Here is a 25,015-nt window from a genome sequence, read left to right as displayed (position 1 = left end):
CGATGGAGCGTACCCATACCATCCTGCGCCGGGGGTGGACGACCGGCAGTTGCGCCACTGCCGCAGCAAAGGCCGCGTGGGCAGCCTTGTGCGGGCAGGGCTTTCCCGACCCGGTCACCATCACGCTGCCCGGCGGGCAGGAGGTGGCCTTTGCGCTGGCCGCCCATGGTCATGGTTCTGGCAGCGCCTGGGCGGAGGTGGTGAAAGATGCGGGCGACGACCCTGATGTCACCCACGGTGCGCATGTGCGCGCGGATGTGCGCCGTGGGCCGCCGGGCAGCGGCGTGGTGTTCCGCGCGGGGCCGGGCGTGGGCACCGTGACCCTGCCCGGCCTGCCTATACCGCCCGGCGAGCCTGCCATAAACCCCGTGCCCCGGCGCATGATCCGCACTGCCCTGACCGGCGCGGACGGGCGCGTGCCCGATGCGGAGGTGACCATCTCGATTGAGGGTGGTGCGGAAATGGCGCGGCATACGCTCAATGGCCGGCTGGGCATTGTGGGTGGCCTGTCCGTTCTGGGCACGACGGGGATCGTGGTGCCGTTTTCCTGCGCTGCGTGGATCGACAGCATCCATCGTGGCGCGGACGTGGCGCGCGCGCTGGGCCTGCCGCATGTGGCGGGCTGCACGGGCGATGTGTCGGAACGCGCCACCCGCGCGCTGTACGCCCTGCCGGAGGAAGCCATGCTGGAGATGGGCGATTTTGCCGGTGGCCTGCTCAAATACCTGCGCCGCCATCCCGTGCCGCGCATCACCATTGGCGGTGGCGTGGCCAAGATGACCAAGCTGGCGCAGGGGTTCCTTGACCTGCATTCCCGCCGGGGGCAGGCGGACATGACCCGCCTGGCGGAACTGGCGCGCGGCATTGGCGCGCCCGATGCGCTGGCGGCGGCCATTGCGCAGGCCCATTCGGTTGCCTCCGCCTTCGCGCAGGCCGCCGGGGCGGGTCACCCGCTTGGCGCAGCAGTCGCACGAGGAGCCTGGCAGACGGCGTGCGACGTGTTGGCAGGCACGCCATGCATGCTGGATGTGCTGCTGTTCGACCGTGCGGGCACGCTGGTGGCCCGGCATGGCCCGCACCCGGTTGCTGGCGGATGAAGCATGCAGGCTGCCGGGCGCCGCCCTGTTTTTTAAAAAGGCAGTGTTTTCCGAAGGCCCGCATGGCGCGGCCGTGAAGGGCCTTCAGGAGGGCTGCGGGTTATGGGTGCTGGCTGGCGCCATCAATGGAGACCCCGGCAGGCACGGCCTTACTGGCCCATCGCCACGCCATCGCGATGCGGGTCGCCCCAGCCCTGCAGGCCGTCCGGTCCGACCGTAATGGCCTGAACCGCCGCATTCATGACCGCAATCTTGGGTTTATGGCCCATCTTGCGCAGCTCTGGCTCCAGTGCCGCGGCCTTGGTGCCGCGTTCAAGCTCCTGGTTGTGGTTCTGTGCCCCGATGCGGGGCTGCTCGATGGCGGTGCGGATGTTCTGCCCCCAGGCCAGGTAGCCCACCAGCGTCTGCACCACCGAATCAATGATGCGGGCCCCGCCGCCCGCGCCAATAATGACCTCTGGCTGGCCGTCCTTGCCGAATACGATGGTGGGGGCCATGGTGGTGATCGGGCGCTTGCCCGGTGCCGCTATATTGGCCACGGGCTGGCCATCCACCACCGGCAGGGTGGCGAAATTGGTGATGGCGTTATTGAGCACCACGCCATCAACAACAATATCCGCCCCGAAATTCAGGTTGATGGTGGTGGTGAAGGACACCGCATTGCCCTTGCTGTCACGTATGGCGAGATGCGTGGTGGCCGGGACCGTCATCGCATCGGAAGCAGGATGCATGAAGGCATGCTGCGCCAGCGCGCCGGGCATGACCTTCTCCATCGCGGTGCTGTCGGAAACAAGGGCGGCCCGGCTGTCCAGATAGGCAGAATCAAGCAGCTGGGCTGTTGCCACCGGCACGAAATCGGGGTCAGCCGCGTATTTGCGGCGGTCGGCCTCCGCCAGCCGCGAGGCCTCGAGCAGCAGGTGCGCCGCCTGCACGCTGCCGGGCGCGTAACGGCCAATATCCAGCCGGTCCAGAATGGCCAGCTGCTGCAGCACCGACAGGCCGCCGGCCACCGGCGGCGCTGCCGAACAGATCCGGCGTTTAAACGCGGTGATGCATAGCGGTGCGCGTTCGCGCACCCGGTAGGCGGCAAGGTCCGCGGGCACGATCGTGCCGGGATAGGGCCCGGTGGCGACGGCCGTTTCGATCTTGCGGGCGAAGGCGGGTTTATAGAGATACTCCGCGCCTTCATGCGCGACATGCTCGAGTGTCTGCGCCAGGGGTTCGTTATGCACCGTGGTGGCCACGGGCAGGGGGTGCCCCGTCTCATCAAAATACTGCGCAAGTGCCGGAACATGGGCCAGTTCGGGCCGTTCGGTCAGCACAAGGTGCAGGTAGCCGGGCAGGGGAAAGCCGTTGCGGGCCAGCCTGATGGCATCGGTGAACAGGCTCGCCCACGGCATCTTGCCAGAACGCGCATGCAGCAGCGCCAGCGTGCGCAGCGTGCCCGGAACCGCCACCACGCGGCCGCTGCGCGCCAGCGCCTCGGGCGGGAGGTGCTTTCCGGCCGCGTCATGCGCGTAATCCTGCGGCACGCTGGCCGGGGCGCTGGCCAGGCCATCATAAAAGGCAAGTTTCTTCTGTGCCTTGTCCCAGTACATGATGGCGGAACCACCGCCGAGCCCCGAGGCCTGCGGCTCGACCACGGCCAGGACCATCTGCCCCGCAATGGCGGCATCGACCGCGTTGCCGCCCTGCGCCAGCACGTTTGAGGCCGCCTGCGATGCCAGCGGGTTGGCCGTTGCCACCATGAAGTGGCGCGCCGTGGCGGCGCTGTCCGTCTCCTGTGCCTGGCCCATCGTCGCTGAGCCAAAAATCAGCATGAGCGTGCCCACCGCGCCCGCGGCGAGGCGCTTCTTGCGTGAACGGAAGGAAGGAGGCGGGTTGGGGGCAGATGCTTGCATATTGGAATCAGCAACTTTCATACTCTGAACCAAAATATCGTCGCTTTACCGATACGAACTTCACGTAGGCTGATAAATGCGCTTACGATCAGAAGATTATCAAATCGTGGTTTATAATGAATGTTTTCCAGGCTATCACCATCTTCGTCGCAGTCGTTGAAACCGGCAGCATGACAGCCGCGGCCGACCGGTGCGGCATTTCCTCCACAATGGTGGGGAATTACGTGCGCGTGCTGGAAGAGGAACTGGGCAGCACCCTGCTGCGGCGCACCACCCGGCGGCAGAGCCTGACCCCGTTTGGCGCCCTTTATTTTGAAAAATGCAAGGAGATCCTGCGCCTTGTGGATGAAACGAAGGAACTGGCGCAGGCCGCTCAGGACAGCCCGGCGGGCACGCTGCGCATAACAACCCCCATTACCTATGGCATTGAAAGTGTGACGCCGTGCATTGCCCGCTACCTGACGCGGCACCCCGCGGTGGATATCGAGGTGGTGCTGAGCGCGCGCGCCATGGACCTGACACGCGACAAATTCGACGTGGCCATCAGGCTGGGCAACCTGGAGCCTTCATCGCTGATCTGCCGCAGGCTGGGGGATTATCGCATGACCCTGTGCGCCGCACCCGCCTATGTCGCCTGCCACGAGGAGATCGTGGACCCCCACCAGCTTGCCACGCATGACGGGCTGGCCTTCGCCTATTCCACCACCTCCCCGCAGGCATGGGGCCAGCGCGAATGGCGGCTCGAGGGCGCGGAAGGGCAGGTGGTCGTGCCCATGAAGCGCCGGATGCTGTTCAACAACACGCAGGCCATGCACCGCGCCACGCTCGCGGGGCTGGGCGTGGCCATGCTGCCCGAGGACATGGTTCAGGCCGACCTGCATAATGGCCAGCTCCAGGCGCTGCTGCCTGAATATGCGCTGCCTTCGCGGCCCATCTACCTGCTGTACCACAAGGAGCGGTACAATGCCCCCACGCTGCGCTCGTTCATTGACTTCCTGATCCGCAATCTTGGCACCTCCACGTCCTGAAATGGCTGCTTGTGCCCCTGATCGCAGGCTGCTCACCTGTGCATGCGTCATTGGAAGCGTGATCGAATATTACGATTTCGTCATATACGCCTATTTTTCGGGTTCCATCGCCCAGACATTCTTTCCGGCCGGGCTGGCCTTTTCCCCGCTGGCGCTGGTGCTGGCCACCTTTGGCCTGACCATGATCGGCCGCCCGCTCGGGGCGGTGGTGCTGGGCACCTATGCCGACCGCAGGGGGCGGCTGCCGACCATGATCCTGTGCATCCGGCTCATGACGCTGGGCAGCCTCCTGCTGGCCCTGAGCCCGGGTTATGACACGATTGGCGTGCTGGCGCCTGCCGCCATCATTGGCGCGCGGCTCCTGCACGGCTTCTCCCTCGGGGGGGAGTTCAGCAGCGCCACGTCCTGCCTGATCGAGAATTCGCCCCATCATGAAGCCCGCGCGGCAAGCTGGCAGCCCATCGGGCAGATCCTTGCCTCTTTCCTTGCCGCCGCGATGGCGCTGGGCCTCAGCGTGGTCCTGCCGCCGCCTGCGTTTGACGGCTATGGCTTCCGCGTCGCGACCCTGGGGGGTGTCTGTGCGGGAATAGGCGGGCTGGTGCTGCGCAGGCGGCTGTTCTCCCTGCGCTCCCTTGCGCCGCCAGCCATGGCGCTCCCGTTTGTCGAACCCGGCACGCTCATCCGCACCATGCTGGTCGCGGGCATGATTTCCCTTGGCAGCGGGATCACCTATCTCGGGATCTACATGCCGTACTACGCGCGGCACCATTTCCATATCGCGACCCATACGGTCTATCTGGCGAGTCTTGTCACGTATGCGGTGCAACTGCTGTTGACGCCCGTGCGGTGGAAGCTCGCCGCCTATTTCGACCGCACCCATGACATACGCCCCCTTGCGCTGGGCTGCGTCATCATGATGATCCTGCCATGGCTGGCCTTTGCGGTCCTGCACCGTCATTCATACGCCTTGCTGGCGATGCCGCTGGTTTTCAATATGGCGGCCCTGATGTATTTTGCGGCCCTTGATGGGTTCATCAGCCTGCTGTTTCCGCGCGGGAACCGGGGGCGGGGCCTGGCGATCGGGTATTCATCCGGCGTGGTGGTGTTCGGCAGCCTTGCGCCGCTGGTCAATGCCGCCCTGATCGCGCATACGGGCCTGGAGAGCATTCCCATGCTCTATGTCGCGGGGCTGGCCATGCTGGCGCTGGCTTCGCTGTTGTTGTCGGCGCGTCTTTTCAGGCGGGGCGCGGCAGCATGAGGGCGGGACTATCAACGACAGGTTGATAATTTCCCCATTCAGGTGTTCTTTATCATCGTGCCTGTATTTGAAACGATACTGCAATGTTGATGCCCTGCTAGGATAACGTTGCCCATGTCGTTTCATGTGTTCTTCCCTGTGAATGCCACCCGGCCCGTGTCGGGGCGCGCCCAGTGGAGCGGAAAGAACTGCCTGGTCATGGCAACGGTCCTTGGCGGGTTGGGCATTGTGGATACCGCCTGCGCGCGGCAGGTGGCCACGGCCACGCCTCCATCGTCCGCCGGCGTGGCGAAGAAGGCGGCACCCGCGCCGTCTGGCGCCACGGCGGCTACGGGCCGGCCCGAGAGCATCGATGTCATCGCCCGGCGCAATAACGCGCCCGGTGGCGGCATGATGCGCAGGGAAACGGCAGCGCACGCGGTCCAGACGGTAACGCAGGACTATATCGCGATGCAGAGCCCGACAAGCGCGCCGCTCGACCTGATCCGCAACCTGCCCAGCGTCAACGTATCCTCTTCCGATCCCAGTGGCATCGATGGGGGAGCGATCAGCAGCCGTGGCCTGAACGACAATGACATCGGCGTGCTCGTCAACGGCATGCCGATTGCCAATGGCTCGACCTCCTCGGCCACCGGCTTCATCCAGAACTACGTGGACAGCAACAATATCGCCGCCGAATCGATGGCGCCCGGCTCGACGTCCGTTGGCGCCCCGCTCAACTCGGCTGCCGCCGGTTCGCTCGAGGTGACCACGCGCGCGCCATCGCAGAAGTTCGGCGGCATGATTTCGGGCAGCTACGGGTCGTTTGATACCTCACGCGAGTTCCTGCGCGTTGATTCGGGCGAGATCGGGCATTCCGGCGTGACCAGCTACATCTCGCTTTCCCATACCCGTGCGGAGCCGTGGCGCGGCTCGGGCATCAGCGACCGCAAGCATCTTGACTACCGGCTGCAGAAGAAGTTCGGGGAAAACACCTCCATCGACTTCTTCCTTGGCTATAACCATTCCCATAACTTTCAGAACCGCTATCCCACCATGGCGAACCTGAAGGCGGACATGGACGGAGGCAAGCCAAGCATCCCGCTCAACTACGATGCCGGCCCCATCCCGACTTCACCCTCGAGCTATTATGGCGTCCATGCCAATGACAAGGACACCTTCTATGCCTCGCTGCCGGTCAAGGTCGGGCTGACCCATCAGCTCTCGCTCAGCATCGTGCCGTATTACGAGCGTTCCGCCTTTACGGAAAACACGGCCGCCCGCCTGCGCGAAGGCCATACCTATTCTGGCTCGGAGAGTGTTGCGGTCGATCTTGACGGCAATGGCAAGGTCACGTCCGCCTATCAGGACGTGTCCGAGCCGGCCATCTCCCTCAACCAGCAGGGCGGGGTGGTGAGCAGCCTGCACTGGCACCTGAGGAACAACGAGGGGCAGGCGGGCTACTGGTACGAGCAGAGCGCCTATTCGCTCAGGACCCCCGTCCAGCGCATGAACCAGACGAATGAGGGGCAGTACGCGGATAACGATGTCGCCTCCTATTACCGCCTGGCGAATGGTTCGATCTATTACGCCACGAATTACGTGGGCACCTATCGTTCGCATACCGGCTTTGTGGAAGACACGCAGTATTTCCTCAACCACAAGATGTCCGTGACCGCGGGCTTCAAGATCTTTACTGAGGAACTGACCGGGCAGAGCAACCTGCCGGGCGCAAACAGCAGGATGACGAGCCATTTTGTCTCGCCCATGCCACGTTTTTCATGGTCGTGGAACATCTCGCGGCGCCACCAGGTCTATATCAATGCGGAAGGCGATTTCCGCGCACCTTCCCCCGAAGGGCTGGTGACGCGCTACAGCCTGACAACAGGCGCCATGACCACGTCTGGCGCGAACGTGAAGCCGCAGTATTCCATCAAGGAAGAACTCGGGTACCGCTATTCAGGCAAATTCCTGATCGCGGATGTGAGCCTGTACAACTTCAATATCACCAACCGCCTGCTGACCCTGAACACCTATACATCAAACAATGATGCCGTCAGTGAAACCGTCAATGCCGGTGGCGAGACCATTCGCGGCGTTGACCTGATGCTGTCCACGCGCCCGCTGCTGCACCGGTTCCGGCCTTATGTATCGTTTGAATACCTGCATGCGACCATGGACAACAACCTGCCCGCCGCCGCGGAAAATGGCCAGATGGACTACCTGCGCACCAAGGGCAATACCCCTGTGATGACGCCAAAGGTCATGTTCAGCCTCGGGACGACCTATAATGAAGGACCGTTCTTCATGAATGTCAGCGTGCATTATACCGGCAGGCAGTATTCGACCTTCATGAACGATGAATACATGAACCACTATTATACGGATACGCTGTCGCTGGGTTATCATTTCCCCAAGATCTGGCGCGCGCAGTCTCCGACCTTCCAGCTGAACTTCACCAACCTTACGGGCACGTACAAGGCGGCTGGCGTCTACAGCTTTTCCACCAATGCGCATCCGACCTATGGCCTGAATGGAAACCGCATCGCGGGCGGTGGATCGCCGCTTTATTACCCGATGGCGAATTTCTCCATGATCGGCACGGTCTCGACCTCATTCTGACGGGCGCAGGCGCACCTGCCTGCCATTGTCGGGCCGCAAGGATGCCGCCTTTTTGAAAAAAGGCGGCACCCCAAAACTTTTATTTTTTATCGACGAGTTGTTTTCAAGAAGTCTTTAAGGTTTTCCCTATTCCTCAAATGCTCCCGGCACGTTTCAGGAGCGGAAGCGGCGGTGGTAATCGGCGTTATACAGTGCGCTTTCACGGAAGTCATGCGTGCCCAGCGCCCGGCCCACCAGCACCAGAGCGGTGCGCTCGATGGGGTTTTCGGCCAGTTTTGCACAGATGTCGCCCAGCGTGCCGCGCAGCACGAGCTGGTCGGGCCATGTCGCGCGCGCCACGATGGCCACGGGGCAGTCCGCGCCATAAAACGGGGTCAGGTCAGCCACGATCTGGTCGAGCACATGAATGGCCAGGTGGATGGCGAGTGTTGCCCCCGTAGCCCCAAAGGCGGCCAGCTTCTCGCGCTCCGGCATGGCCGAGGCCCGGCCGCTCACGCGCGTCAGCACCACGCTTTGTGCCACTTCCGGCACGGTCAGTTCGCGCCCCAGCACGGAGGCGGCGGCGGCAAAGGCGGGCACGCCGGGGGTCATGGTCCATGGAATATTGTTGCGGTCGAGCCTGCGGATCTGTTCGGCCACGGCGCTGTACACCGAAAGGTCGCCCGAATGCAGCCGCGCCACATCCTGTCCTGCCGCATGGGCACGAATGTATTCCTGCTCGATCAGGTCGAGCGTGAGGGGGGCGGTATCAACCAGCCGGGCACCGGGCGGGCAGTGTTCGAGCATCTCGGTCGGCACGATGGAGCCTGCGTACAGGCACACCGGGCATTTTGCCAGCAGGTCGCGCCCGCGCAGGGTCAGCAGGTCGGCGGCACCGGGGCCTGCGCCAATAAAGTGTACGGTCATGCATCCTCTCCCTGTGCCATGGCACATGTTGCACCGCTGCCGGTCAGGCGCGGCACGATCAGCCTTGCGTGCGGTCCTGCTGCCGCCAGCGCGCAGCCTTCCGCCACCGAGGCCACGCCCAGGGCTGCCTGCGCCCGGGCGGAATGGGTGACGCAGCGCGGCTGGACGGCCAGCAGTTCATCTGGCGTGATGGCCCGCAAGCGCAGCCCCAGCTGGCGGGCGGCATCCTGCACGCCCGCCTCGCGGTAGCGTAAGGCGGGCACGGCCACAAGCTCCGCGCGCCTGCCGCAGCGCTCCTGCGCGGCCAGCACAAGGGCAATGAGTGCCTGCGCATCGCACAGGCTGCGCAGGCCCAGACCAGCCACGATCATGCGGGTTTGCTCACGGTGTAGCTGGTCACGGTCATGCCGGGGCGAAAGCCGTGAAAGCGCCCGATCGGCTCCAGCCGCTCCACATGCAGCCGGGTCAGCGTGCCGCCCCAGCGGGCATGGGCGGCCATCACAGCAGCCTCGCTTTCCAGCGTTACGGCATTGGCCACCAGCCGCCCGCCGGGGCGCAATACATCCCATGCGGCCTCGAGCATGCCGGGGTTGCTGATGCCGCCGCCGATGAAAATGGCATCGGGCGCAGGCAGCCCTTCGGCCCGCATGCGCGGCAGGATGGCGGGGGCCTCGCCCGCCATCACGCGCAGGCCGGGCACGCCAAGGTTGAGCGCGTTATGGGCGATCCGCGCGCCGCGTTCGGGCGATTTTTCAATGGCGATGGCGTGGTTGGCGGGGTGGCGCAGCATCCATTCGATGCTGATCGAGCCTGAGCCGCCACCAATATCCCACAGCATCTCGCCCCGTCGTGGCGCAAGGGCCGACAGCGTGACCGCCCGGATCTCGCGCTTGGTGATCTGCCCGTCATGGGCGAACATCCCGTCAGGCAGGCCGCAGGCCAGCGGAATGACCTGCGCATCCCGGCCGGCCACCACTTCCAGTGCCATCAGGTTCAGCCGGGGTGGCCGTGGCCCTTCGCCCCGCGCGGCCTCGGCCACCGTGGCAGTGTGGTGGCTCTGCCCCGGGCCGCCCAGTGCGCCCAGCACATGCAGCACGGAAGCCCCGAAGCCACGCGCGTCAAGCCAGTGGGCAAAGGCGTGGGGCGTGTGCTCATCAGCCGAGAGCACGACCAGCCTGCCACCGGGCTGAAGTGCCGGGGCCACCGCCTCCATCGGGCGGCCACATAGCGAGAGCACGCTCACATCCTGCTCCGCCCAGCCCAGCAGGTTGCACGCCAGCGCCACGCATGATGGCGCGGGCAGGCCCATCATCTCGGCCAGGGGCACATGGCGGCGCAATGTGGTGCCAATGCCGAACAGGAACGGATCGCCCGAGGCCAGCACGCATACGCGCCTGCCCCGCCAGCGCAGCACCTCGCCAATGCCATCGGCCAGCGGATGCGGCCAGGCCAGCGTCTGGCCCGTTATCAGGGGGCCTGCAAGGGTAAGGTGGCGCGCGCCCCCCACCACCAGTTCCGCGCCTGCGATCAGGGCACGGGTGGCGGCGGGCAACCCCTCGACACCGTCCTCCCCAATGCCGATAACATGCAGCCACGGCGTGCTCATGGCGTGGCCTTGCAAACAGCAGGAAGGAAAAGATGCGGGTTCTGGTTCTGGGCGGCACGACGGAGGCCCGCCAGCTTTACGCAGCACTTGAGCAGTGCGTTGACCGCTTTAAGGTCACCGTCTCGCTGGCAGGGGCCACCCGTGCGCCGGTCCTGCCCAGGCTCGATGTGCGCATTGGCGGCTTTGGTGGCGTGGACGGCCTGCGGGACTGGCTGCTGACCCACCGGATCGAGGCGGTGATTGATGCCACCCACCCCTTTGCCGTGCAGATGAGCAATCATGCGGTGGCCGCCTGCACGCAGGCCCATGTAAGGCTGCTGCGCGTGCAACGTCCCGGCTGGAAGCCTGTTGCGGGCGATCGCTGGACCTGCGTTCCCGACATGCAGGCCGCAGCGGACGCGCTGGGCAGCACACCCCGCCGCGTGCTGCTGACCGTGGGGCGCAAGGACCTGCTGCCCTTCCACCACGCAGGGCCGCATGACTGGCTGCTGCGCTGCGTGGATGCGCCTGACCCAACCCTGCTGCCCGCGGGCACGCGGCTGCTGCTGGCCCGTGGCCCGTTTGATGAAGCGGGTGAGGAAGCGCTTTTGTGCCGGGAACGGATTGATGTGATCGTGACCAAGAATTCCGGCGGCACGGCAACACAGGCCAAGCTCGCGGCGGCCCGCAGGCTGGGCCTTGGCGTGATCATGGTCGAGCGCCCGCCCGTGGCCCAGGCCAAGACCGTGGCGGATGCCACGGCTGCCATGATGTGGTTGGAAAGCCTGTCGGAATGATGTGGGAAACCTGCTCACGAAAAACCCTAGAATCAATAAGAAGTTTTTGGTGAAGCTTTTTTCAAAAAGCTTCGAAAACACGCCGCCTTTTTGAAAAAAGGCGGCACCCAGAAACTTTTATTCTGCCTTATCCACCCGCCGCGCGGTGTAGAGCCATTTTTCCCCGTTTGCCCGCTCAATGATGTGGGTCAGCGGGCAGCCGATCAGCACCAGCGTGCTCATATCCACCTGCCCGGGGTCGGCATGGGCAATATCTGTCAGGATCACGCGCTCATCGGGGCGACCAATGGCGCGGGCAAAGGCGACCGGCACGGTGCCCGGCAGGATGGTGCGCAGCAGGTCGAACGCCTCGCCCAGCTGGTGCGGGCGGGCTTTCGAGCGCGGATTGTACAGCGCCATCACCAGCCCGGCTTCCGCCGCTGCCGCCAGCCTCTTATGCACGACCGCCTGCGGCTTGAGGTTGTCAGACAGTGAAATGACGCAGAAATCCCCGCCCAGCGGCGCGCCCAGCCGCGCGGCTGCGGCCAGCACGGCCGAGACACCGGGAATGACCGTCACCTCCACCCCGCGCCATGCGGCGGGGCCGTGGTCAATCGCCTCGAACACCGCACTCGCCATGCCGAACACGCCCGCATCACCACCCGACACGACTGCAACCGTGCGCCCTGCCAGCGCCAGTTCAATGGCATGCTGCGCACGTTCAAGCTCCACGCGGTTGTCGCTGGCATGGCGCACCACGTCGGGGCCTGCCTGCACGCGGGCCACATAGGGCGCGTAGCCGATCAGGTCGGTGGCCTGCGCCAGTGCCTCATCGGCCTGGGGCGTGCGCTGGGCCGGGGCACCGGGGCCAAGGCCCACGACAAAGATGCGGCCACTCATCGCGCATCCTCCCGCCCCGGCACGAGGATGATGGAGAAATAGGGGGCAGGGCCGGTCACGTCGGTCAGTTTCAGGCAGCGCTGGGCGGGCTGGCTGGCGCGTTCCACATAGATCGCGCGCGCCTCGCGCCCGGTGCGGCGCAGGGCGGTGCGCACTTTTTCAAGGTTGCGGCCCAGCTTCATGATGACGGCGGCATCGGCCTTTTCCAGCCACCCCACCAGCGCGTCCTCATCCAGCGTGCCGGGAATGACGCACAGCACGTCATCACCATGCACCATGGGGCGCCGGGCTGCCGACCAGCAGCCGCTCATGGCGGTGATGCCGGGCACGATGGTGCTCTCGAAGCGTTCATGCAGCCGGTCGAACACATACATCGCCGAGCCGAACAGGAACGGATCACCCTCGCACAGAAGCGCCACGTCCTGGCCTGCCTCAAGGTGCGTTGCAACCCGGGCCGCGCATTCATCATAGAACTGGCCCATGCGCATAAGGTACGCCGGGTCGCTGACCGCAATCTCGGTGGTGAAGGGGTAGGCGAAGCGCAGCGTGGTGGCGTCGGGGGCAATCATGTCGCCTGCGATCTGGCGGGCATGGCCGGGGCGGTCGTGGCGGCAGAACCAGCCCACCACCGGGCTTTCGCGCAGCAGGCGCGCGGCCTTGATGGTCATGAGTTCCGGGTCACCCGGCCCCATGCCGAGGATGGACAGGCGGCCCGTGCTCATTCCGTGTCACTCGCCAGCGCGTTGACGGTGGCCGCCGCCATGGCGCTGCCACCCAGCCTGCCACGCACGATGATGAAGGGCAGGTCGCCAAATTCGGCCAGCGCCTCCTTCGATTCGGCAGCACCGACGAAACCCACCGGCATGCCGATCACGGCCGCCGGGCGGGGCGCGCCCGCGCGGATCATCTCCAGCAGGTGGAACAGGGCCGTGGGCGCATTGCCAATGGCCACCACGGCCCCGGCCAGCTCCGCGCCCCACAGGTCCATCGCGGCAGCCGAGCGGGTATTGCCGATCTGTTTCGCAATTTCCGGCGTGCGCGGGTCGCGCAGGGTGCAGATAACCGGGTTGTCGGCAGGCAGGCGTGCGCGGGTCACGCCGTGGGCCACCATGTTGGCATCGCACAATATGGGCCTGCCTGCCTTCAGCGCCGCCTGCGCGCTGGCCACGAAATCGGGCGACATGCGCACGGCTTTCACCACATCCACCATGCCGCAGGCGTGGATGATGCGCACCACCACGCGGGCTTCGGCCTCACTCAGGCCGCTCAGGTCGGCTTCTTCACGGATGATGGCAAAGGAACGGGCATAGATCGCCGCCCCGTCGTGAATGTAGTCGTACGGTTCCGTTTGCGCGGTCATGCCGGTTGGGTTCTCCCGTTCCGTGGCGTGGTCAGGTTGCGGGGCCAGTCCCGCAGGATGTGCTGTATCTGTGCCAGCGAAAGCCCGTTGTCTACAGGCGTATCAGCCGCCCGGCCATGCGGGCACAGGCCATAGCCCTCCGGTTGCGCCACCAGCGTGATGTCGGCAGGCCCCGGATGGGCGCAGCCCTTGGGGCAGCCCGATACATGCAGGCGCACGCCCTGCGGCAGGGCGGGGGCCAGAACCTGCGCATCGGCAATCACGTCACGCGCGGCGCAGCCACAGCCGCGCGTGCCGATGCAGGCGCTGATGCGCAGGCGCGGGTCATCCGCGTGGGTGATCAGGCCGGGCAGGGGCGGGGTCGTGGCGCAGTGTTCAACAATAAGGGCGCGCATGGGGGCCACGCGCATCTGGCCATTGCCAGCCTGTTCGGCCCATTGCGCCACATGCGCCAGCAGGTCGGCCCCAATGGGGCCGGGCGGCAGGACCAGCCCCATCGCGCCACCGGGCAGCGGCCCGGCAAGGCAGGCTGGCGCGTGAGGGGGCGTGGTTGCGGCGCATGTGGCGGCCAGTTGCCCGATCCGGGCAAAGGCCTGTGCGCCAAGCGCCGGATTGCGCAGCGGGCGGGGTTGGCCGCCCATATCGGCCAGCACATGGGCAAGGGCCAGCACGGTGAGAGGCACATCCTGCGCGGCACAGGGCAGGGCGCGCGTGCCGCAGGTGACCTGCCAGCCATCGCTGTCCGCCCGGACCATGATATCGCCCCGCAGGCTGCCGGCGGGCACATACCCGCCGCACTCCACCGCAATCGCGAACTTGGCGGGCAGGCCGCGCAGGGTATCGGCCCCGGCGAGTGCGGCATCGAGCGCGTGGATGAGGGCCGGGGCACCGGGTGCGGCTTCAGGGTCGATGCCTGCAAGGGGCGAAATCAGTAGCGCGCGCCGGGCCTCGGTCGCGGCGTCCGTGCTGGCAAGGCCCGCATCAGCCATGTCACGGGCGAAGGCGCGGGCGCTGGCCGGTGTCAGGCCACGTAGTTGCAGGTTGCCCCGGCTGGTCAGTTCAATCAGCCCGTTGCCATGCGTGCGGGCGGCTTGGGCCACGATGCGGGCCTGCGCTGCGGACAGGCGGCCAAGTGGCGGGCGCACGCGTACCAGCCAGCCATCGGCGGCCTCCATGGGGGTGTGCAGGCCGGGGCACCAGCCGCGCACGGAAGGGGCCGTGGTCATGGCGCGGGGTCCAGCAGCATGGCGGCACTGTTGCTGCGCGGCCGCCACAGGTCGCGGCGCAGGGCATCGGCCATGAGGCGGCGGATCGTGGCATGGGCATCGGGGTTGGCCGCGAGCAGGAAGGCGTCCATCTCCGGGTCATCGAGCAGGCGGCTGAAGGCGAGGTCAAACTGCCGGTCAAAGCGCGCAGGCACGGTGGCGGCAAAGCCGTGCAGGGCTTCCACGCCGCGTGCGATCTCGCCCGCCCCCCGGTAGCCATGGCGGCGCATGCCCGCAAGCCAGGCCGGGTTGGCCAGCCGCCCGCGCACCACGCGGGCCACTTCCTGCGCCGTGCCGCGCAGGCGGGGCGTATCGGGGCGGGAGGTGTCGCCATGCACGAGGCGCGGCGTGTTGCCCAGCATCGTGGCGGCCGCCGCCATGCCGCCCTCATGGGTGGCCATGTCCACGCTTTCGAGGATGTCGGTCTCGGCATTGTCCTGCACATGCAGCAGCACGCCCGCCTGCGCCATGCGCCCGGCCAGGATGTCAGGCGCTTTTTGCCCTTCACGCCCGCCGCCATAGGTCCAGGCCGAGCCATCAAGCCATGCCTGCCCCAGCCCGTCGCGCGCGCGCCACTGGCCGCTGGCCAGCACATCTTCCACCCCCGTGCCATAATTGCCGGGGGCTGCGCCAAACATGCGGGCGGTGGCGGTGTGCCTGGCTGCGCCTTCAAGCCCTTCGGTGCTGGCGGCCAGCGGGTTGAGGTCGGGGGCCTCGAACGTGCGGGCGGCAATGGCCTGCACCGCCTGCTCGAACAGCGCGATCTGGCCGGGAAATGCATCGCGGAACAGCCCCGACAGGCGCAGCGTCACATCCACGCGCGGGCGGTCGAGCGCAGCCATGGGAATGACCTCGATACCGCTTACGCGCCCCGATGCGCCATCCCATACCGGTTTCACGCCCATCAGCAGCAGGGCAAGGGCCAGGTCCTCGCCGCCGGTGCGCAGGCTGGCCGAGCCCCACAGGTCGATGACCAGCGCGCGCAGCGGCTCGCCCTGATCCTGCAGGTGTTCCTCCAGCAACAGCGCCGCCGTGCGCTCGGCCAGCACAAGCGCCGAGCGGGTGGGAATGGCGCGGGGGTCCATGGCGTAAAGGTTGCGCCCCGTGGGCAGCACGTCGGCCCGGCCACGGGTGGGGGCACCCGCAGGGCCTGCCGGCACGAATCGCCCATCAAGGGCGGCCAGCAGGGCCGCTCCCTCCGCCGCGCCGCAGGCGTGCAGGCGGGCGGGCAGGTCAGCAGGTGCGCTTTCACCGCAGGCGCGGGCAATGGCATGGGCCAGTTCCACTGTGCGGGTGGGGGGGCGGCCAAACACATGCAGTCCGTCACGGATCTGGAGGTCTTTTACATCGCACAGATAGGCATCGAGCCGGGCGAGGGCTTCATCCTCGTTATCGGCGCGGGCAATGCCGCCTTCGTCGAGCAGGCCAAGACTGTCGGCGCGTTGCAGGATCTCGCCACGCAGGATGGCGCCCCGCCTGCGGTCGAGCCCGTCGGCTGCGGCATATTCGTCAATCAGGCGTTCGAGTTCACCCGTATCGGCGCCTGCGTTGTTCACGGCCGCGATGGGTGGCGTCATGTGGCCGATGGTCACGGCCCCCAGCCTGCGCCGCGCCGCCGCCGCCTCGCCGGGGTTGTTGACGATAAAGGGGTAGATGACCGGCAGCCCCCTCACCAGCATCGAGGGCCAGCATTCGGCCGATGGGGCCGCCGCCTTGCCCGGCAGCCATTCCAGCGTGCCATGCGTGCCCAGATGCACCATGGCGTCCAGCCCGCAGCCATGGCGCAGCCACAGGTAGAAGGCCACGTAGGCATGGCGCGGCGGGGTGTCGGGGTCATGGTAGCCGCCGTGGCGGTCGGTGGCCGTACCCCGGTCGGGTTGCAGCGCCAGCAGGATACGGCCTGCATGCAGGTGGCGCAGGTGGAACTGGCCGTGCTGCACGGCGGGATCATCCTCCGGCGCGCCCCAGCAGGCGGCAAGCTGGTCGCGCAGGGCCTGTGGCAGGGCCTCGAGCCACTGGCGATAGGTCGCAACCGAAATAAAGGGCGTGGCAGGGGCGCGGGCCAGCGCATGCGTCAGCTGGTCCGCCGTGGGTACATCACCCGTGTCGTAGCCTGCCGCATGCAGCAGGCTCAGGATGTGTTCAAGGCTTGCAAAACTGTCCAGCCCCACGGCATGGGCGGCCTGCCCGGTGGGCGCACCCTGCGCGCCGGGATAGTCGGAGAGGATGATGCCCACGCGGCGCTGGCCGGGCAGTTCATGCCCCAGCCGCGCCCAGCCCAGCGCGCGGGCGGCGGTCAGCGCAATGCCCTGCGCGTAAGGCACATGGCGGGCGGGCAGGCCGGGGGTGGTGTCCTCCTTGAAGGAGATGGGGAAGGCGGGAATGCGGCCATCGAGTTCGGGCAGCACCACCTGCATGGCAAGGTCCGCCTGCGACAGGCCGCGCACGCTGTCGCGCCACAGGCCGTGGGGAATGCCGGGCTGCTGCACCTGCAGCACCGGCACGCCCGCCATGTCGAGCGGGGCGTGGCCATCCCCCCCGGAGCGTGCGGAAAAGAAGGTGGCGTTGATGATGACATCCGGCGGCGCCTCCGCCAGCCGGGCCGTAACGAAAGCCGCCGATTCCGGGTTCTTGAGGGAGGTGACATAAACAAGGTCCGCCCCCATGTCATGCTGCTCCAGTTCAGCGGCAAGGGCCGTGACGGGGGCGATATCGGCGGCCAGCAGGTGGGCGCGGTAGAACACCACCATGGCGCGAAACGGTAGGGCCGGGCTGGCGGCATGCAGCACGCCCGCGGGCGGCAGCGGCTCGGCGGGCATGCCATCATCCGGCCCGCGCCCGGCAATATGGGCCATGAGCCGCAGGGCGGTGGCGGTGTTGGCGGCCCCCCCCGTGCGCAGCAGGGCATCAAGCCGGGTGCGGATGGTGTCGGGCACGGTGGACAGGCTGGCAAGACGCGGGTCATCGCGCCCGTCGCCCGCCAGCAGCACCAGCGGAATGCCCGCCTGCTGGCAGGCCCGTCCCAGTTCCTCCACCCCGTAGCGCCAGTATTCCAGCCCGCCCAGCAGCCGCACCACCACGCAGCGCGACTCCATGATGGTGTCGGCTACGTACAGGTCGATCGACATGGGGTGGCGCAGGCGCGACAGCGTTGCGGTGCGCAGGCTGGCATCGGGGGTGGCCCCTGCCGCATGGGCGGCGTTGAGGCACAGCAGGTCACTGTCCGAAAAGGACAGGAACACGATATCAGCCGGGGCATGGCCGAGATCCTCGGCCTGATCGGCCTCGTCGAGCGTGCGGACCTCGCGTGCCAGCAGGTGCATGATGCGGCTCCCGTCTGCCCGGTGTCTAGCCCTGGGCCAGTGCCGCCGTAATGGCAGCCTGATCAAGGCCCTTCTGGCCGATCACCACAAGGTTGCCGGTGCGCGGGCCATCCTTGAGCACAGGCTGGTCGAACTGGTGGCGAAAGCGGCTGCCCACGCCCTGCACCGCCAGCCGCATGGCCTTGCCGCGCACGGTGGCGTAGCCCTTCATGCGCAGGATGTCGTGCTGTCCGGCCAGTTTTTTCAGCCGCGTGATGAAGCCTTCCACGCTGTCCTGCTCGGGGATGGGCAGCACGAAGCTCTCGAAATCATCATGCTCGTGCTCGCCGCCCTCGGCATCGTGGTGGGAGGGGCGGGCGGCCAGGTCATCTTCCGCTGCCGCATCGAGGCCGAGCAGCACGGCGGGGTCGACCTGCCCGTCGGTTGCGCGCACGACCTTGACCGCGCGCGGGATCTCGGCGCGGATCGCGGCCTCGACCGCATCGGCCTGCTGTGGCGTCATGAGGTCGGTCTTGTTGAGCACCACGAGGTCGGCGCACAGGAGCTGGTCCTCGTACACCTCGGCCAGCGGGTTGTCGTGGTCGAGAGAGGGGTCGGCCGCCTGCTGGCGGGCGACTTCGGCGGGGTCATCGGCAAAGCGGCCGGCTTCCACGGCGGGGCCATCGACCACGGTCACCACGCCATCAACCGTCATGCGCGTGCGGATGGTGGGCCAGCCGAACGCCTTGAGCAGCGGCTTGGGCAAAGCGAGGCCGGAGGTCTCGATCACGATATGGTCGGGCGGGGTCGCGCGGTCGAGCAGGGCCTCCATGGTGGGCAGGAAGTCATCGGCCACGGTGCAGCACAGGCAGCCATTGGTCAGCTCGACAATGTCCTCATCCGTGCAGCCTTCCACGCCGCAGGCGCGCAGCGTGTCGCCATCAATGCCCAGCGTGCCGAATTCATTGACCACGATGGCAATGCGCCTGCCCTTCGCATTGGCCAGCACGTGGCGCAGAAGCGTGGTCTTGCCCGCGCCCAGAAAGCCGGTGATGACGGTAACGGGTACCTTGGCGCGGGCCGTGGCGGCGGTGTTCATGGCAGTCAGACTCCGGAAAAGAGGGATGAGGGAAAGCGGCCGCGCACCATGTCGCTCAGGCTTGCGGGCCTGCGCGAGGGCATGACGGTGCCTTTGGCCGATGCGGCATAGGCGTCGATATAGGTCAGCAGGTCATCCGCCTTTTCGGGGCCAAGATTGGCCAGCAGCCAGCCCCATTTGCCCGGCGTGGCAATAACGGCGGTGCAGCCATCGTTGCACGCGGCAAGGCAGGCGACCTCATGCACGACAAGGTTTGAGTTGCCCGCGGCGAGCGCCTGCATGGCGTCGTGCAGCTGGCGGCCCTGCGGGTTGTCCGATGCGGGCAGGCCCCGGCGGCAGGTCACGCACACATGCAGGTGCACGGGCGGTGGTGTCGTGTCTGGCGGGGGGGGAGTGGTCATCTGGTCCGTGCCCTTTCGCGGCGCTGCCGGGCGGGCAGCACAAAAAGCGGGGTGCACGGTCATGCCCCACCCGGCGGCAGGCATTGCCCGGGTGGTGGCCAGTCGCGTGCCGGGCACCCCGCCAGCCATGCGATCGAAACGGTAATTCTATCCCGCACGGGCGGGGATGGCAGGTCTCCTGGCTTGTGGCGAAGGGCGTGGCGGGCCACACCCTCAGTATCCGGCCGCCTTCCCGGCCCCTTCGGGACCAGTGGCGGGGCCAGTGCATGCACCGGGCCGGATTCGACCACCTACAGTTGCGGGGGCAGCGACGGCATTGCTGTCAGGCGCACCGTCTTCCCTATTCTCCCTGGTGGGGAACCATCAGCGGCGGATCTAGCCGATTGCGGGGCGCGCTGTCAAAAAAGACACGGCCGGTTTCAGGGCAGGGGCACGCCGCTTGTGGCCAGCCGCCATGTGGCGTGGCGGGTGAGCACCGTGCGGGTGAGGGGGGCGATATCCAGCCGCGCCATCATGGCGCCATCACCCCCAAGAGCCGCGATGGCAAGGGCGCGGACGGTCGTGGCATCGGCCAGCGCCAGCAGGCGGGCTGGCGTTGCGGGCAGGGCGGCCAGCCATGTGGCCACGCGGCGCAGCAGCGAATCGCGGCTTTCACCCCCCGGTGGGGCAAAGCTGGCATCCCCGACCCAGCGGGCCAGATCGGCAGGAGGCAGGGCCTTGAGCGAAAGCCCGTGCCACGCCCCCATATCGGCAGCATTCAGGGCGGGCACGGCTTCGCCCGCATCGGTCCCGATGGCTCTGCTCAGGGCGGGTGGCACAAAAAGGCGGTCGGCTGGTGGCAGCGCGCCCATGAAGCCTGCGGGCAGGATGGGAATGGCATCGCGCGGGGGCATGATGCCCCGGCGCAAGCCATCGGGCGCGGGCAGGGCGATGCAGGTCAGTGTCTGGTGCATGATGCCCTGCGTGGCCTGAAAGGGTGGGGCGAGCAATGGATGATTGACCTTGCCGGTCGATTTTGGAACCATGGCGACTGATCCGGTTACACGGCAAGGGCATTGCATGCCGCCCTGTCATGCCATACTGCTCCGGGTCGAGCATGATCCATGGAGTTTTTCAGCATGAGCCAAGACACATCCGTCCTGTCCGCCAATATTGCCGCCCCGCCGGTTGCCATCCCGGTGCGCGACCTGCTGCCGTGGGGTGTGTTCGGGCTGGTTCTGGCCTCGCTGCTGATCTACTTCGTTGGCGCGGAGCAGGGGGCGACTTCGCTCATTTCCGGGCATTACGTGCATGAATTCGTGCATGATGGCCGCCATCTGCTTGGCTTCCCCTGCCACTAAGGGGCGCGGGGCTCCTGCCCCGCATGGCCTGATGTGAAGAACGGCATGCGCCCCTGCGCCTGCCGTTTTTTATTGCCTGCTTCAAAAGCAGAAGTTTTTGGTGAAGCTTTTTTCAAAAAGCTTCAAGGAACGCCGCCTTTTTGAAAAAAAGGCGGCATCCAAAAACTTTTGTTATTTTCAATTAGTCAAGGTGGACGACCGTCCGCCCCCTTATATGTCCCGCCAGCAGGCGCGGCGCGATGTCGGGCACCTCGGCCAGGGCTGCGTCATGCAGCATGCTGTCCAGCCGGGTGGGGTCGATGTCACGCGCCAGCCGCGCCCAGGCTGTCATGCGGCGCGGGCGGGGGCACATCACGCTGTCGATTCCCTGCAGGCGCACATTGCGCAGGATGAAGGGGGCCACCGTCAGTGGCAGCGCCATGCCTCCGGCCAGCCCGCAGGCCGCCACCGTGCCGCCATGCATGATCGAGGCGCACATCGTGGCCAGCACCGCGCCCCCGGCCACGTCAATCCCGCCCGCCCAGCGCGCCGTTTCCAGCGGTTTGCCGGTGGGGGCCAGCGCCTCGCGCGGCAGCACTTCGGCCGCACCCAGGCTGATCAGATACGCTTGGAGCTGTGCGCGCCCGGTCACCGCCACCACCTGATAGCCCAGTTGCGCCAGCAGCATCACGGCCATGCCGCCCACGCCGCCGCCCGCGCCACTCACGATGATGGGGCCGGAGGCAGGCGTCAGCCCGCCATCCTCCAGCGCCATGACGCACAGCATGGCCGTAAAGCCCGCCGTGCCAATGCCCATCACCTGCCGCCCCGACAGGCCCGCAGGGTGCGGCAGCAGCCACCGCCCCGGCAGGCGGGCCATGCCAGCCAGGCCACCCCAATGCTTTTCCCCCAGGCCCCAGCCAGTGGCCAGCACCTGATCGCCGGGACGAAAGACCGGGTCATCGGAATGGAGGACGCGGCCTGCAAGGTCGATGCCCGGAATCATGGGAAAATGCTGCACCACCGGCGCCCCGCGCGTGATGGCCAGCGCATCCTTGTAGTTCAGGCTCGACTGCGCGACTTCAACCGTCACATCGCCCTGCGGCAGGCTTGTCGGGTCGACCTGTTCCAGCCGGGTGGTGGTCGCGCCATCGGCCTGGCGGATCATGAGGGCCTCGAACATGCGAACGGGTTTCCTTGCAGGTGGTGAAAACAGGGGGCGTGCTGTGGCCTTCATGCTCCATTTTAGGTGTTTCTTCCTATTTACAGCCGTGTGATTTCGCATGAACGTGATGGGCGGGCTGCAATAAACACCTGATCTGGAAACGAATTTTGACAAAAGCAGACCGCGCCCGAAAGGCGGCCGGAGGCACCGCCCCCATGCTGCGGCCCGCGGCATGAAAATGCGCAGGGCAGGTGTGAGATCGCCCCGCTACCTGTCCCTGTTGCGCTGTGGTGTGCTGCTTTTTCAGCCAGCATTGCACAGGCAGGAGGCATGCATGTCCAACAGTACCGTTTCTTCCTTTTCCGCCCAGTCCTCCATGAACGCGCTGTGGCAGGCCCGTTATGGCACGAAGCCGCCTGAAAAACCGCTGCCCGAAAGCCCGGTGGCGCGCAGCCTCATGGCGCATCGTTCCGTGCGGCATTTCAGCCCCGCCCCCCTGCCCGAAGGCGTGGTGGAGGCAGCGATTGCCGCCGCCCAGTCGGCATCGAGTTCATGCAACCTGCAGGCGTGGAGCGTGATTGCCGTGCGCGACCCCGCGCGGCGCGCCCGCCTGGCCAGGATTGCGGGGGAGCAGGCGTTCATTGCGCAGGCGCCGCTGTTCCTCGTGTGGGTGGTGGACCTGTCGCGCCTTGAGCATGTGGGCCACGCGCAGGGCCACGCACTGCCTGGGCTGGACTGCCTCGATACATTTCTGGGCGGCGTGGTGGATACGGCGCTGGCGGGGCAGAATGCGGCGGCGACGTTTGAATCCTACGGGTTGGGAATCGTGTACGTGGGCGCCGTGCGCAACCAGCCCGAGGCCATTGCTGCCGAACTCGGCCTGCCGCCCCAAACATTCGCGCTGTTTGGCATGAGCGTGGGCTATCCCGACCGCGCGCAGCCCACCTCCATCAAGCCGCGCCTGCCGCAGGCCCTGGTGCTGCATGAGGAACACTACAACCCCGGCACTGCCACCGATGACGCCAGCATCAGCGCCTATGACGCCCTTCTCGCGGCCAGCCGCGCGGGCGCGCGGAGCTGGAGCGGGAGCGTTGTGGCGCGGCTGGGTGATGTGGCGGCACTCCATGGCCGCGAGCGCCTGCCTGCTGCCCTGCACGCCTTGGGTTTTGTGCTGGGCAAGGCGTAAAAGCAGGGGTCATGCGCACAGGGCGGGGTTGACCGGCGCAATGTTCTGGTGAACTTCTGGTGCGGCTGCCCGCAGCTTGTCGCGGGCAGGGGCGCGCTCCGTATGGCGCGCCAGCGCCATGATGAAAGAGAAATAACGGCTATGGACAGCGCCACTTCCCTTCCCTTCACGCTTTCACCCACCGCAACGCCGGTCTCACCCGAGCGACGGGCGGAAATTCTGGCCAATCCCGGTTTCGGGCGTGTCTTTACCGACAACATGGTCGTGATCCGCTACCAGGAAGGCAAGGGGTGGCACGATGCCCGCGTGCAGCCTTATGCGCCGTTCACCATCGACCCGGCGGCGGCCGTGCTGCACTACGCGCAGGAAATTTTCGAGGGTATGAAAGCCTACCGCACGGCGGAGGGGGGCATCACCCTGTTCCGCCCGCAGGCCAATGCCGCGCGCTTCCGCAAATCGGCGGCACGCCTTGCCATGGCCGAACTGCCCGAAGACGTGTTTGTCGAGGCCGTGCGCCAGCTCGTGCGCGTGGACCATGCCTGGGTGCCGTCCAGGCCCGATGAGAGCCTGTACATCCGCCCCTACATGATTGCGAGCGAGACGTTCCTTGGCGTCAAGCCTGCGTCGGAATACCTGTTCATGGTCATTGCCTCGCCCGTGGGGGCGTATTTCGGGGCGGAAGCGGTGAGCGTGTGGGTGTCCGATTTCTGTCGCGCCGCCCCCGGCGGCACGGGCGAGGCCAAGTGCGGCGGCAACTACGCCGCAAGCCTGCTGGCCCAGCAGGAGGCCAAGGGCCATGGCTGCGCGCAGGTGCTGTTCCTTGATGCGGTGGAACGCCGCTGGATCGAGGAAATGGGCGGCATGAACGTGTTCTTCGTGTTTGATGACGGCTCGGTTGCCACTCCGCCGCTGACCGGCACCATCCTGCGCGGCATCACCCGCGATTCGTTGCTGACGCTGGCGCGTGAGATGGGCATGACCGTGCGCGAGGAGCCCTATGCCATCGACCAGCTTTATGCCGATGCCGCCTCGGGCCGCCTGAAGGAAGTGTTCGCCTGCGGCACGGCGGCGGTGGTCTCGCCCATCGGGCGCTTCCGTGGCCATAAAGGCGAGGCGGTGATTGGCGATGGCGCGGGCATCGGCCCGGTGACGGCAAAGCTGCGCAATGCCCTGATCGGCATCCAGCGCGGCACGGCGCCTGACACCCATGGCTGGGTGGAAAAGGTCATCTGACATGAGCAAAGGTTTTTGGTGAAGCTTTTTTCAAAAAGCTTCAAAGAACGCCGCCTTTTTAAAAAAGCGGCGCCCGAAAACTTTTATTTCTGCTGAATGCCCGGATCCGGTCATTGGCATTAAATGGACGGGTCATGCCATAAGGCGTGACCCGTTTTTGATTGAAGATGACCCCACGGGCGGCAGAAAGGCTGGAGGCCACGGCACGATGGATGCAAACCGACTTAATGTGACAGGCCAGTGGGAGGGGCAGTTCAGCTACCCCCATGCGCTGCCGCCGGAGTCGTTTTCCGCATCGCTGTTTGAGGCAGGGGCCATGCTGGGCGGCACGGTCACGGAACGCGCGCCATCGGCGCAGGCGTGTTTCATTGCCACCGTGCAGGGCCAGCGCCATGGCGTGACCGTGCGCTTTACCAAAACCTATGACGGCAGCGGGAACCGCCAGCATCCGGTGCTCTATACTGGCCTGCTCAATGCCGATGGCACCGAAATTGAAGGGGAGTGGCGGATTGCCGGGTCATGGTCGGGGGCATTTCGCATGTCGCGCCGCAAGGGTGCTGCAACCGCTGTACGACGTGAAGCCGAAGCCTTGGTCGATTGAGTCCGTGCCCCTGATTGTTCCCGATCCAGACC

The 25,015-nt window shown here is 66.5% G+C and carries 22 protein-coding genes and 1 riboswitch; of the genes, 9 read left to right on the top strand and 13 right to left on the bottom strand.

Annotated features, from left to right (window positions below; all coding sequences use genetic code 11):
• The first annotated feature begins 2 nt into the window (after positions 1–2).
• Positions 3–1,097, top strand: coding sequence for a cobalt-precorrin-5B (C(1))-methyltransferase (locus tag OQZ28_RS01040; protein ID WP_458134903.1), 1,095 nt, complete (start codon positions 3–5; stop codon positions 1,095–1,097).
• A gap of 149 nt (positions 1,098–1,246) precedes the next feature.
• On the opposite strand, the gene ggt is transcribed toward OQZ28_RS01040, so the two are convergent.
• Entirely contained in the window at positions 1,247–2,998 is a 1,752-nt protein-coding gene (gene ggt, locus OQZ28_RS01035; RefSeq protein ID WP_458134902.1) for a gamma-glutamyltransferase, read from the bottom strand.
• 116 nt (positions 2,999–3,114) lie between these two features.
• On the opposite strand from ggt, the gene OQZ28_RS01030 reads away from it, so the two are divergent.
• From OQZ28_RS01030 to OQZ28_RS01020, 3 genes are all read left to right on the top strand, one after another.
• A complete protein-coding gene (locus OQZ28_RS01030; protein WP_458134901.1) occupies positions 3,115–4,026 on the top strand; it encodes a LysR family transcriptional regulator in 912 nt (303 codons plus the stop codon).
• Position 4,027: 1 nt separating this feature from the next.
• Positions 4,028–5,284: an MFS transporter gene (locus OQZ28_RS01025; RefSeq protein WP_458134900.1), complete on the top strand. Its 1,257-nt coding sequence runs from the start codon at positions 4,028–4,030 to the stop codon at positions 5,282–5,284.
• A 114-nt stretch (positions 5,285–5,398) separates the two neighbouring features.
• Positions 5,399–7,885 (top strand): TonB-dependent receptor, encoded by a 2,487-nt coding sequence (locus OQZ28_RS01020; protein WP_458134899.1) that lies wholly within the window; start codon positions 5,399–5,401, stop codon positions 7,883–7,885.
• A 153-nt stretch (positions 7,886–8,038) separates the two neighbouring features.
• Here the strand turns inward: OQZ28_RS01020 and cobM are convergent, their stop codons facing one another.
• The 3 genes from cobM to cbiE are packed head-to-tail and all read right to left on the bottom strand — an operon-like array spanning position 8,039 to position 10,397.
• A complete protein-coding gene (gene cobM / locus OQZ28_RS01015; protein WP_130731840.1) occupies positions 8,039–8,791 on the bottom strand; it encodes a precorrin-4 C(11)-methyltransferase in 753 nt (250 codons plus the stop codon).
• On the bottom strand, positions 8,788–9,162 hold the full coding sequence (locus tag OQZ28_RS01010) for a cobalamin biosynthesis protein (protein ID WP_458134898.1): 375 nt from the start codon (positions 9,160–9,162) through the stop codon (positions 8,788–8,790). Before OQZ28_RS01010 ends, cobM begins: the two co-directional genes overlap by 4 nt.
• Complete coding sequence (gene cbiE / locus OQZ28_RS01005) at positions 9,159–10,397, bottom strand: precorrin-6y C5,15-methyltransferase (decarboxylating) subunit CbiE (RefSeq protein WP_458134897.1); 1,239 nt, start codon at positions 10,395–10,397, stop codon at positions 9,159–9,161. The genes OQZ28_RS01010 and cbiE overlap by 4 nt, the downstream gene beginning before the upstream one ends.
• Positions 10,398–10,429: 32 nt before the next feature.
• Here cbiE and OQZ28_RS01000 point away from each other — a divergent pair, with 32 nt between their 5' ends.
• Complete coding sequence (locus tag OQZ28_RS01000) at positions 10,430–11,173, top strand: cobalt-precorrin-6A reductase (RefSeq protein ID WP_458134896.1); 744 nt, start codon at positions 10,430–10,432, stop codon at positions 11,171–11,173.
• Between the two features lie 117 nt (positions 11,174–11,290).
• Here the strand turns inward: OQZ28_RS01000 and cobJ are convergent, their stop codons facing one another.
• From cobJ to OQZ28_RS00960, 8 genes are all read right to left on the bottom strand, one after another.
• Positions 11,291–12,052 carry a precorrin-3B C(17)-methyltransferase gene (gene cobJ / locus OQZ28_RS00995; protein WP_458134895.1) on the bottom strand — a complete coding sequence of 254 codons (762 nt, stop codon included), beginning with the start codon at positions 12,050–12,052 and terminating at the stop codon, positions 11,291–11,293.
• Complete coding sequence (locus tag OQZ28_RS00990; RefSeq protein WP_458134894.1) at positions 12,049–12,774, bottom strand: precorrin-2 C(20)-methyltransferase; 726 nt, start codon at positions 12,772–12,774, stop codon at positions 12,049–12,051. The genes cobJ and OQZ28_RS00990 overlap by 4 nt, the downstream gene beginning before the upstream one ends.
• On the bottom strand, positions 12,771–13,412 hold the full coding sequence (locus OQZ28_RS00985) for a precorrin-8X methylmutase (protein WP_458134893.1): 642 nt from the start codon (positions 13,410–13,412) through the stop codon (positions 12,771–12,773). Before OQZ28_RS00985 ends, OQZ28_RS00990 begins: the two co-directional genes overlap by 4 nt.
• On the bottom strand, positions 13,409–14,638 hold the full coding sequence (gene cobG / locus OQZ28_RS00980; protein WP_458134892.1) for a precorrin-3B synthase: 1,230 nt from the start codon (positions 14,636–14,638) through the stop codon (positions 13,409–13,411). Before cobG ends, OQZ28_RS00985 begins: the two co-directional genes overlap by 4 nt.
• Entirely contained in the window at positions 14,635–18,000 is a 3,366-nt protein-coding gene (gene cobN, locus OQZ28_RS00975; RefSeq protein ID WP_458134891.1) for a cobaltochelatase subunit CobN, read from the bottom strand. Before cobN ends, cobG begins: the two co-directional genes overlap by 4 nt.
• Before the next feature lie 25 nt (positions 18,001–18,025).
• A complete protein-coding gene (cobW, locus tag OQZ28_RS00970; protein WP_458134890.1) occupies positions 18,026–19,078 on the bottom strand; it encodes a cobalamin biosynthesis protein CobW in 1,053 nt (350 codons plus the stop codon).
• A gap of 5 nt (positions 19,079–19,083) precedes the next feature.
• On the bottom strand, positions 19,084–19,479 hold the full coding sequence (locus OQZ28_RS00965; RefSeq protein ID WP_458134889.1) for a DUF1636 domain-containing protein: 396 nt from the start codon (positions 19,477–19,479) through the stop codon (positions 19,084–19,086).
• A gap of 151 nt (positions 19,480–19,630) precedes the next feature.
• A riboswitch (cobalamin riboswitch) is annotated at positions 19,631–19,859 on the bottom strand.
• A 39-nt stretch (positions 19,860–19,898) separates the two neighbouring features.
• Entirely contained in the window at positions 19,899–20,504 is a 606-nt protein-coding gene (locus tag OQZ28_RS00960; RefSeq protein WP_458134888.1) for a histidine phosphatase family protein, read from the bottom strand.
• Positions 20,505–20,597: 93 nt separating this feature from the next.
• Between OQZ28_RS00960 and OQZ28_RS00955 the strand changes: the two genes are divergently transcribed.
• Positions 20,598–20,819 carry a CbtB domain-containing protein gene (locus tag OQZ28_RS00955; protein ID WP_061275445.1) on the top strand — a complete coding sequence of 74 codons (222 nt, stop codon included), beginning with the start codon at positions 20,598–20,600 and terminating at the stop codon, positions 20,817–20,819.
• A 181-nt stretch (positions 20,820–21,000) separates the two neighbouring features.
• Here the strand turns inward: OQZ28_RS00955 and acuI are convergent, their stop codons facing one another.
• Entirely contained in the window at positions 21,001–21,981 is a 981-nt protein-coding gene (gene acuI, locus OQZ28_RS00950; protein ID WP_458134887.1) for an acrylyl-CoA reductase (NADPH), read from the bottom strand.
• 316 nt (positions 21,982–22,297) lie between these two features.
• On the opposite strand from acuI, the gene OQZ28_RS00945 reads away from it, so the two are divergent.
• From OQZ28_RS00945 to OQZ28_RS00935, 3 genes are all read left to right on the top strand, one after another.
• Positions 22,298–23,149 carry a nitroreductase family protein gene (locus OQZ28_RS00945; RefSeq protein WP_458134886.1) on the top strand — a complete coding sequence of 284 codons (852 nt, stop codon included), beginning with the start codon at positions 22,298–22,300 and terminating at the stop codon, positions 23,147–23,149.
• Between the two features lie 141 nt (positions 23,150–23,290).
• On the top strand, positions 23,291–24,382 hold the full coding sequence (locus OQZ28_RS00940; protein WP_458134885.1) for a branched-chain amino acid aminotransferase: 1,092 nt from the start codon (positions 23,291–23,293) through the stop codon (positions 24,380–24,382).
• Positions 24,383–24,590: 208 nt separating this feature from the next.
• On the top strand, positions 24,591–24,983 hold the full coding sequence (locus OQZ28_RS00935) for a hypothetical protein (protein WP_458134884.1): 393 nt from the start codon (positions 24,591–24,593) through the stop codon (positions 24,981–24,983).
• Positions 24,984–25,015: the final 32 nt, after the last annotated feature.

The sequence above is a fragment of the Komagataeibacter sp. NFXK3 genome (assembly GCF_054182245.1).
Note: the sequence above shows the minus strand (reverse complement) of the source record. Positions and strands in the feature narration are given on the sequence as shown.

Coding starts and splice junctions, on each gene's coding strand:
- cbiE (WP_458134897.1), bottom strand. CDS start 10,397: ATGAGCACGCCGTGGCTGCATGTTATCGGCATTGGGGAGGACGGTGTC.
- OQZ28_RS01010 (WP_458134898.1), bottom strand. CDS start 9,162: ATGATCGTGGCTGGTCTGGGCCTGCGCAGCCTGTGCGATGCGCAGGCA.
- OQZ28_RS01025 (WP_458134900.1), top strand. CDS start 4,028: ATGGCTGCTTGTGCCCCTGATCGCAGGCTGCTCACCTGTGCATGCGTC.
- OQZ28_RS00940 (WP_458134885.1), top strand. CDS start 23,291: ATGGACAGCGCCACTTCCCTTCCCTTCACGCTTTCACCCACCGCAACG.
- acuI (WP_458134887.1), bottom strand. CDS start 21,981: ATGTTCGAGGCCCTCATGATCCGCCAGGCCGATGGCGCGACCACCACC.
- cobG (WP_458134892.1), bottom strand. CDS start 14,638: ATGACCACGGCCCCTTCCGTGCGCGGCTGGTGCCCCGGCCTGCACACC.
- OQZ28_RS00935 (WP_458134884.1), top strand. CDS start 24,591: ATGGATGCAAACCGACTTAATGTGACAGGCCAGTGGGAGGGGCAGTTC.
- cobM (WP_130731840.1), bottom strand. CDS start 8,791: ATGACCGTACACTTTATTGGCGCAGGCCCCGGTGCCGCCGACCTGCTG.
- cobJ (WP_458134895.1), bottom strand. CDS start 12,052: ATGAGTGGCCGCATCTTTGTCGTGGGCCTTGGCCCCGGTGCCCCGGCC.
- OQZ28_RS01000 (WP_458134896.1), top strand. CDS start 10,430: ATGCGGGTTCTGGTTCTGGGCGGCACGACGGAGGCCCGCCAGCTTTAC.
- ggt (WP_458134902.1), bottom strand. CDS start 2,998: ATGCAAGCATCTGCCCCCAACCCGCCTCCTTCCTTCCGTTCACGCAAG.
- cobN (WP_458134891.1), bottom strand. CDS start 18,000: ATGCACCTGCTGGCACGCGAGGTCCGCACGCTCGACGAGGCCGATCAG.
- OQZ28_RS01030 (WP_458134901.1), top strand. CDS start 3,115: ATGAATGTTTTCCAGGCTATCACCATCTTCGTCGCAGTCGTTGAAACC.
- OQZ28_RS01020 (WP_458134899.1), top strand. CDS start 5,399: ATGTCGTTTCATGTGTTCTTCCCTGTGAATGCCACCCGGCCCGTGTCG.
- OQZ28_RS00985 (WP_458134893.1), bottom strand. CDS start 13,412: ATGACCGCGCAAACGGAACCGTACGACTACATTCACGACGGGGCGGCG.
- OQZ28_RS00955 (WP_061275445.1), top strand. CDS start 20,598: ATGAGCCAAGACACATCCGTCCTGTCCGCCAATATTGCCGCCCCGCCG.
- OQZ28_RS00990 (WP_458134894.1), bottom strand. CDS start 12,774: ATGAGCACGGGCCGCCTGTCCATCCTCGGCATGGGGCCGGGTGACCCG.
- OQZ28_RS00945 (WP_458134886.1), top strand. CDS start 22,298: ATGTCCAACAGTACCGTTTCTTCCTTTTCCGCCCAGTCCTCCATGAAC.
- OQZ28_RS00960 (WP_458134888.1), bottom strand. CDS start 20,504: ATGGTTCCAAAATCGACCGGCAAGGTCAATCATCCATTGCTCGCCCCA.
- OQZ28_RS01040 (WP_458134903.1), top strand. CDS start 3: ATGGAGCGTACCCATACCATCCTGCGCCGGGGGTGGACGACCGGCAGT.
- cobW (WP_458134890.1), bottom strand. CDS start 19,078: ATGAACACCGCCGCCACGGCCCGCGCCAAGGTACCCGTTACCGTCATC.
- OQZ28_RS00965 (WP_458134889.1), bottom strand. CDS start 19,479: ATGACCACTCCCCCCCCGCCAGACACGACACCACCGCCCGTGCACCTG.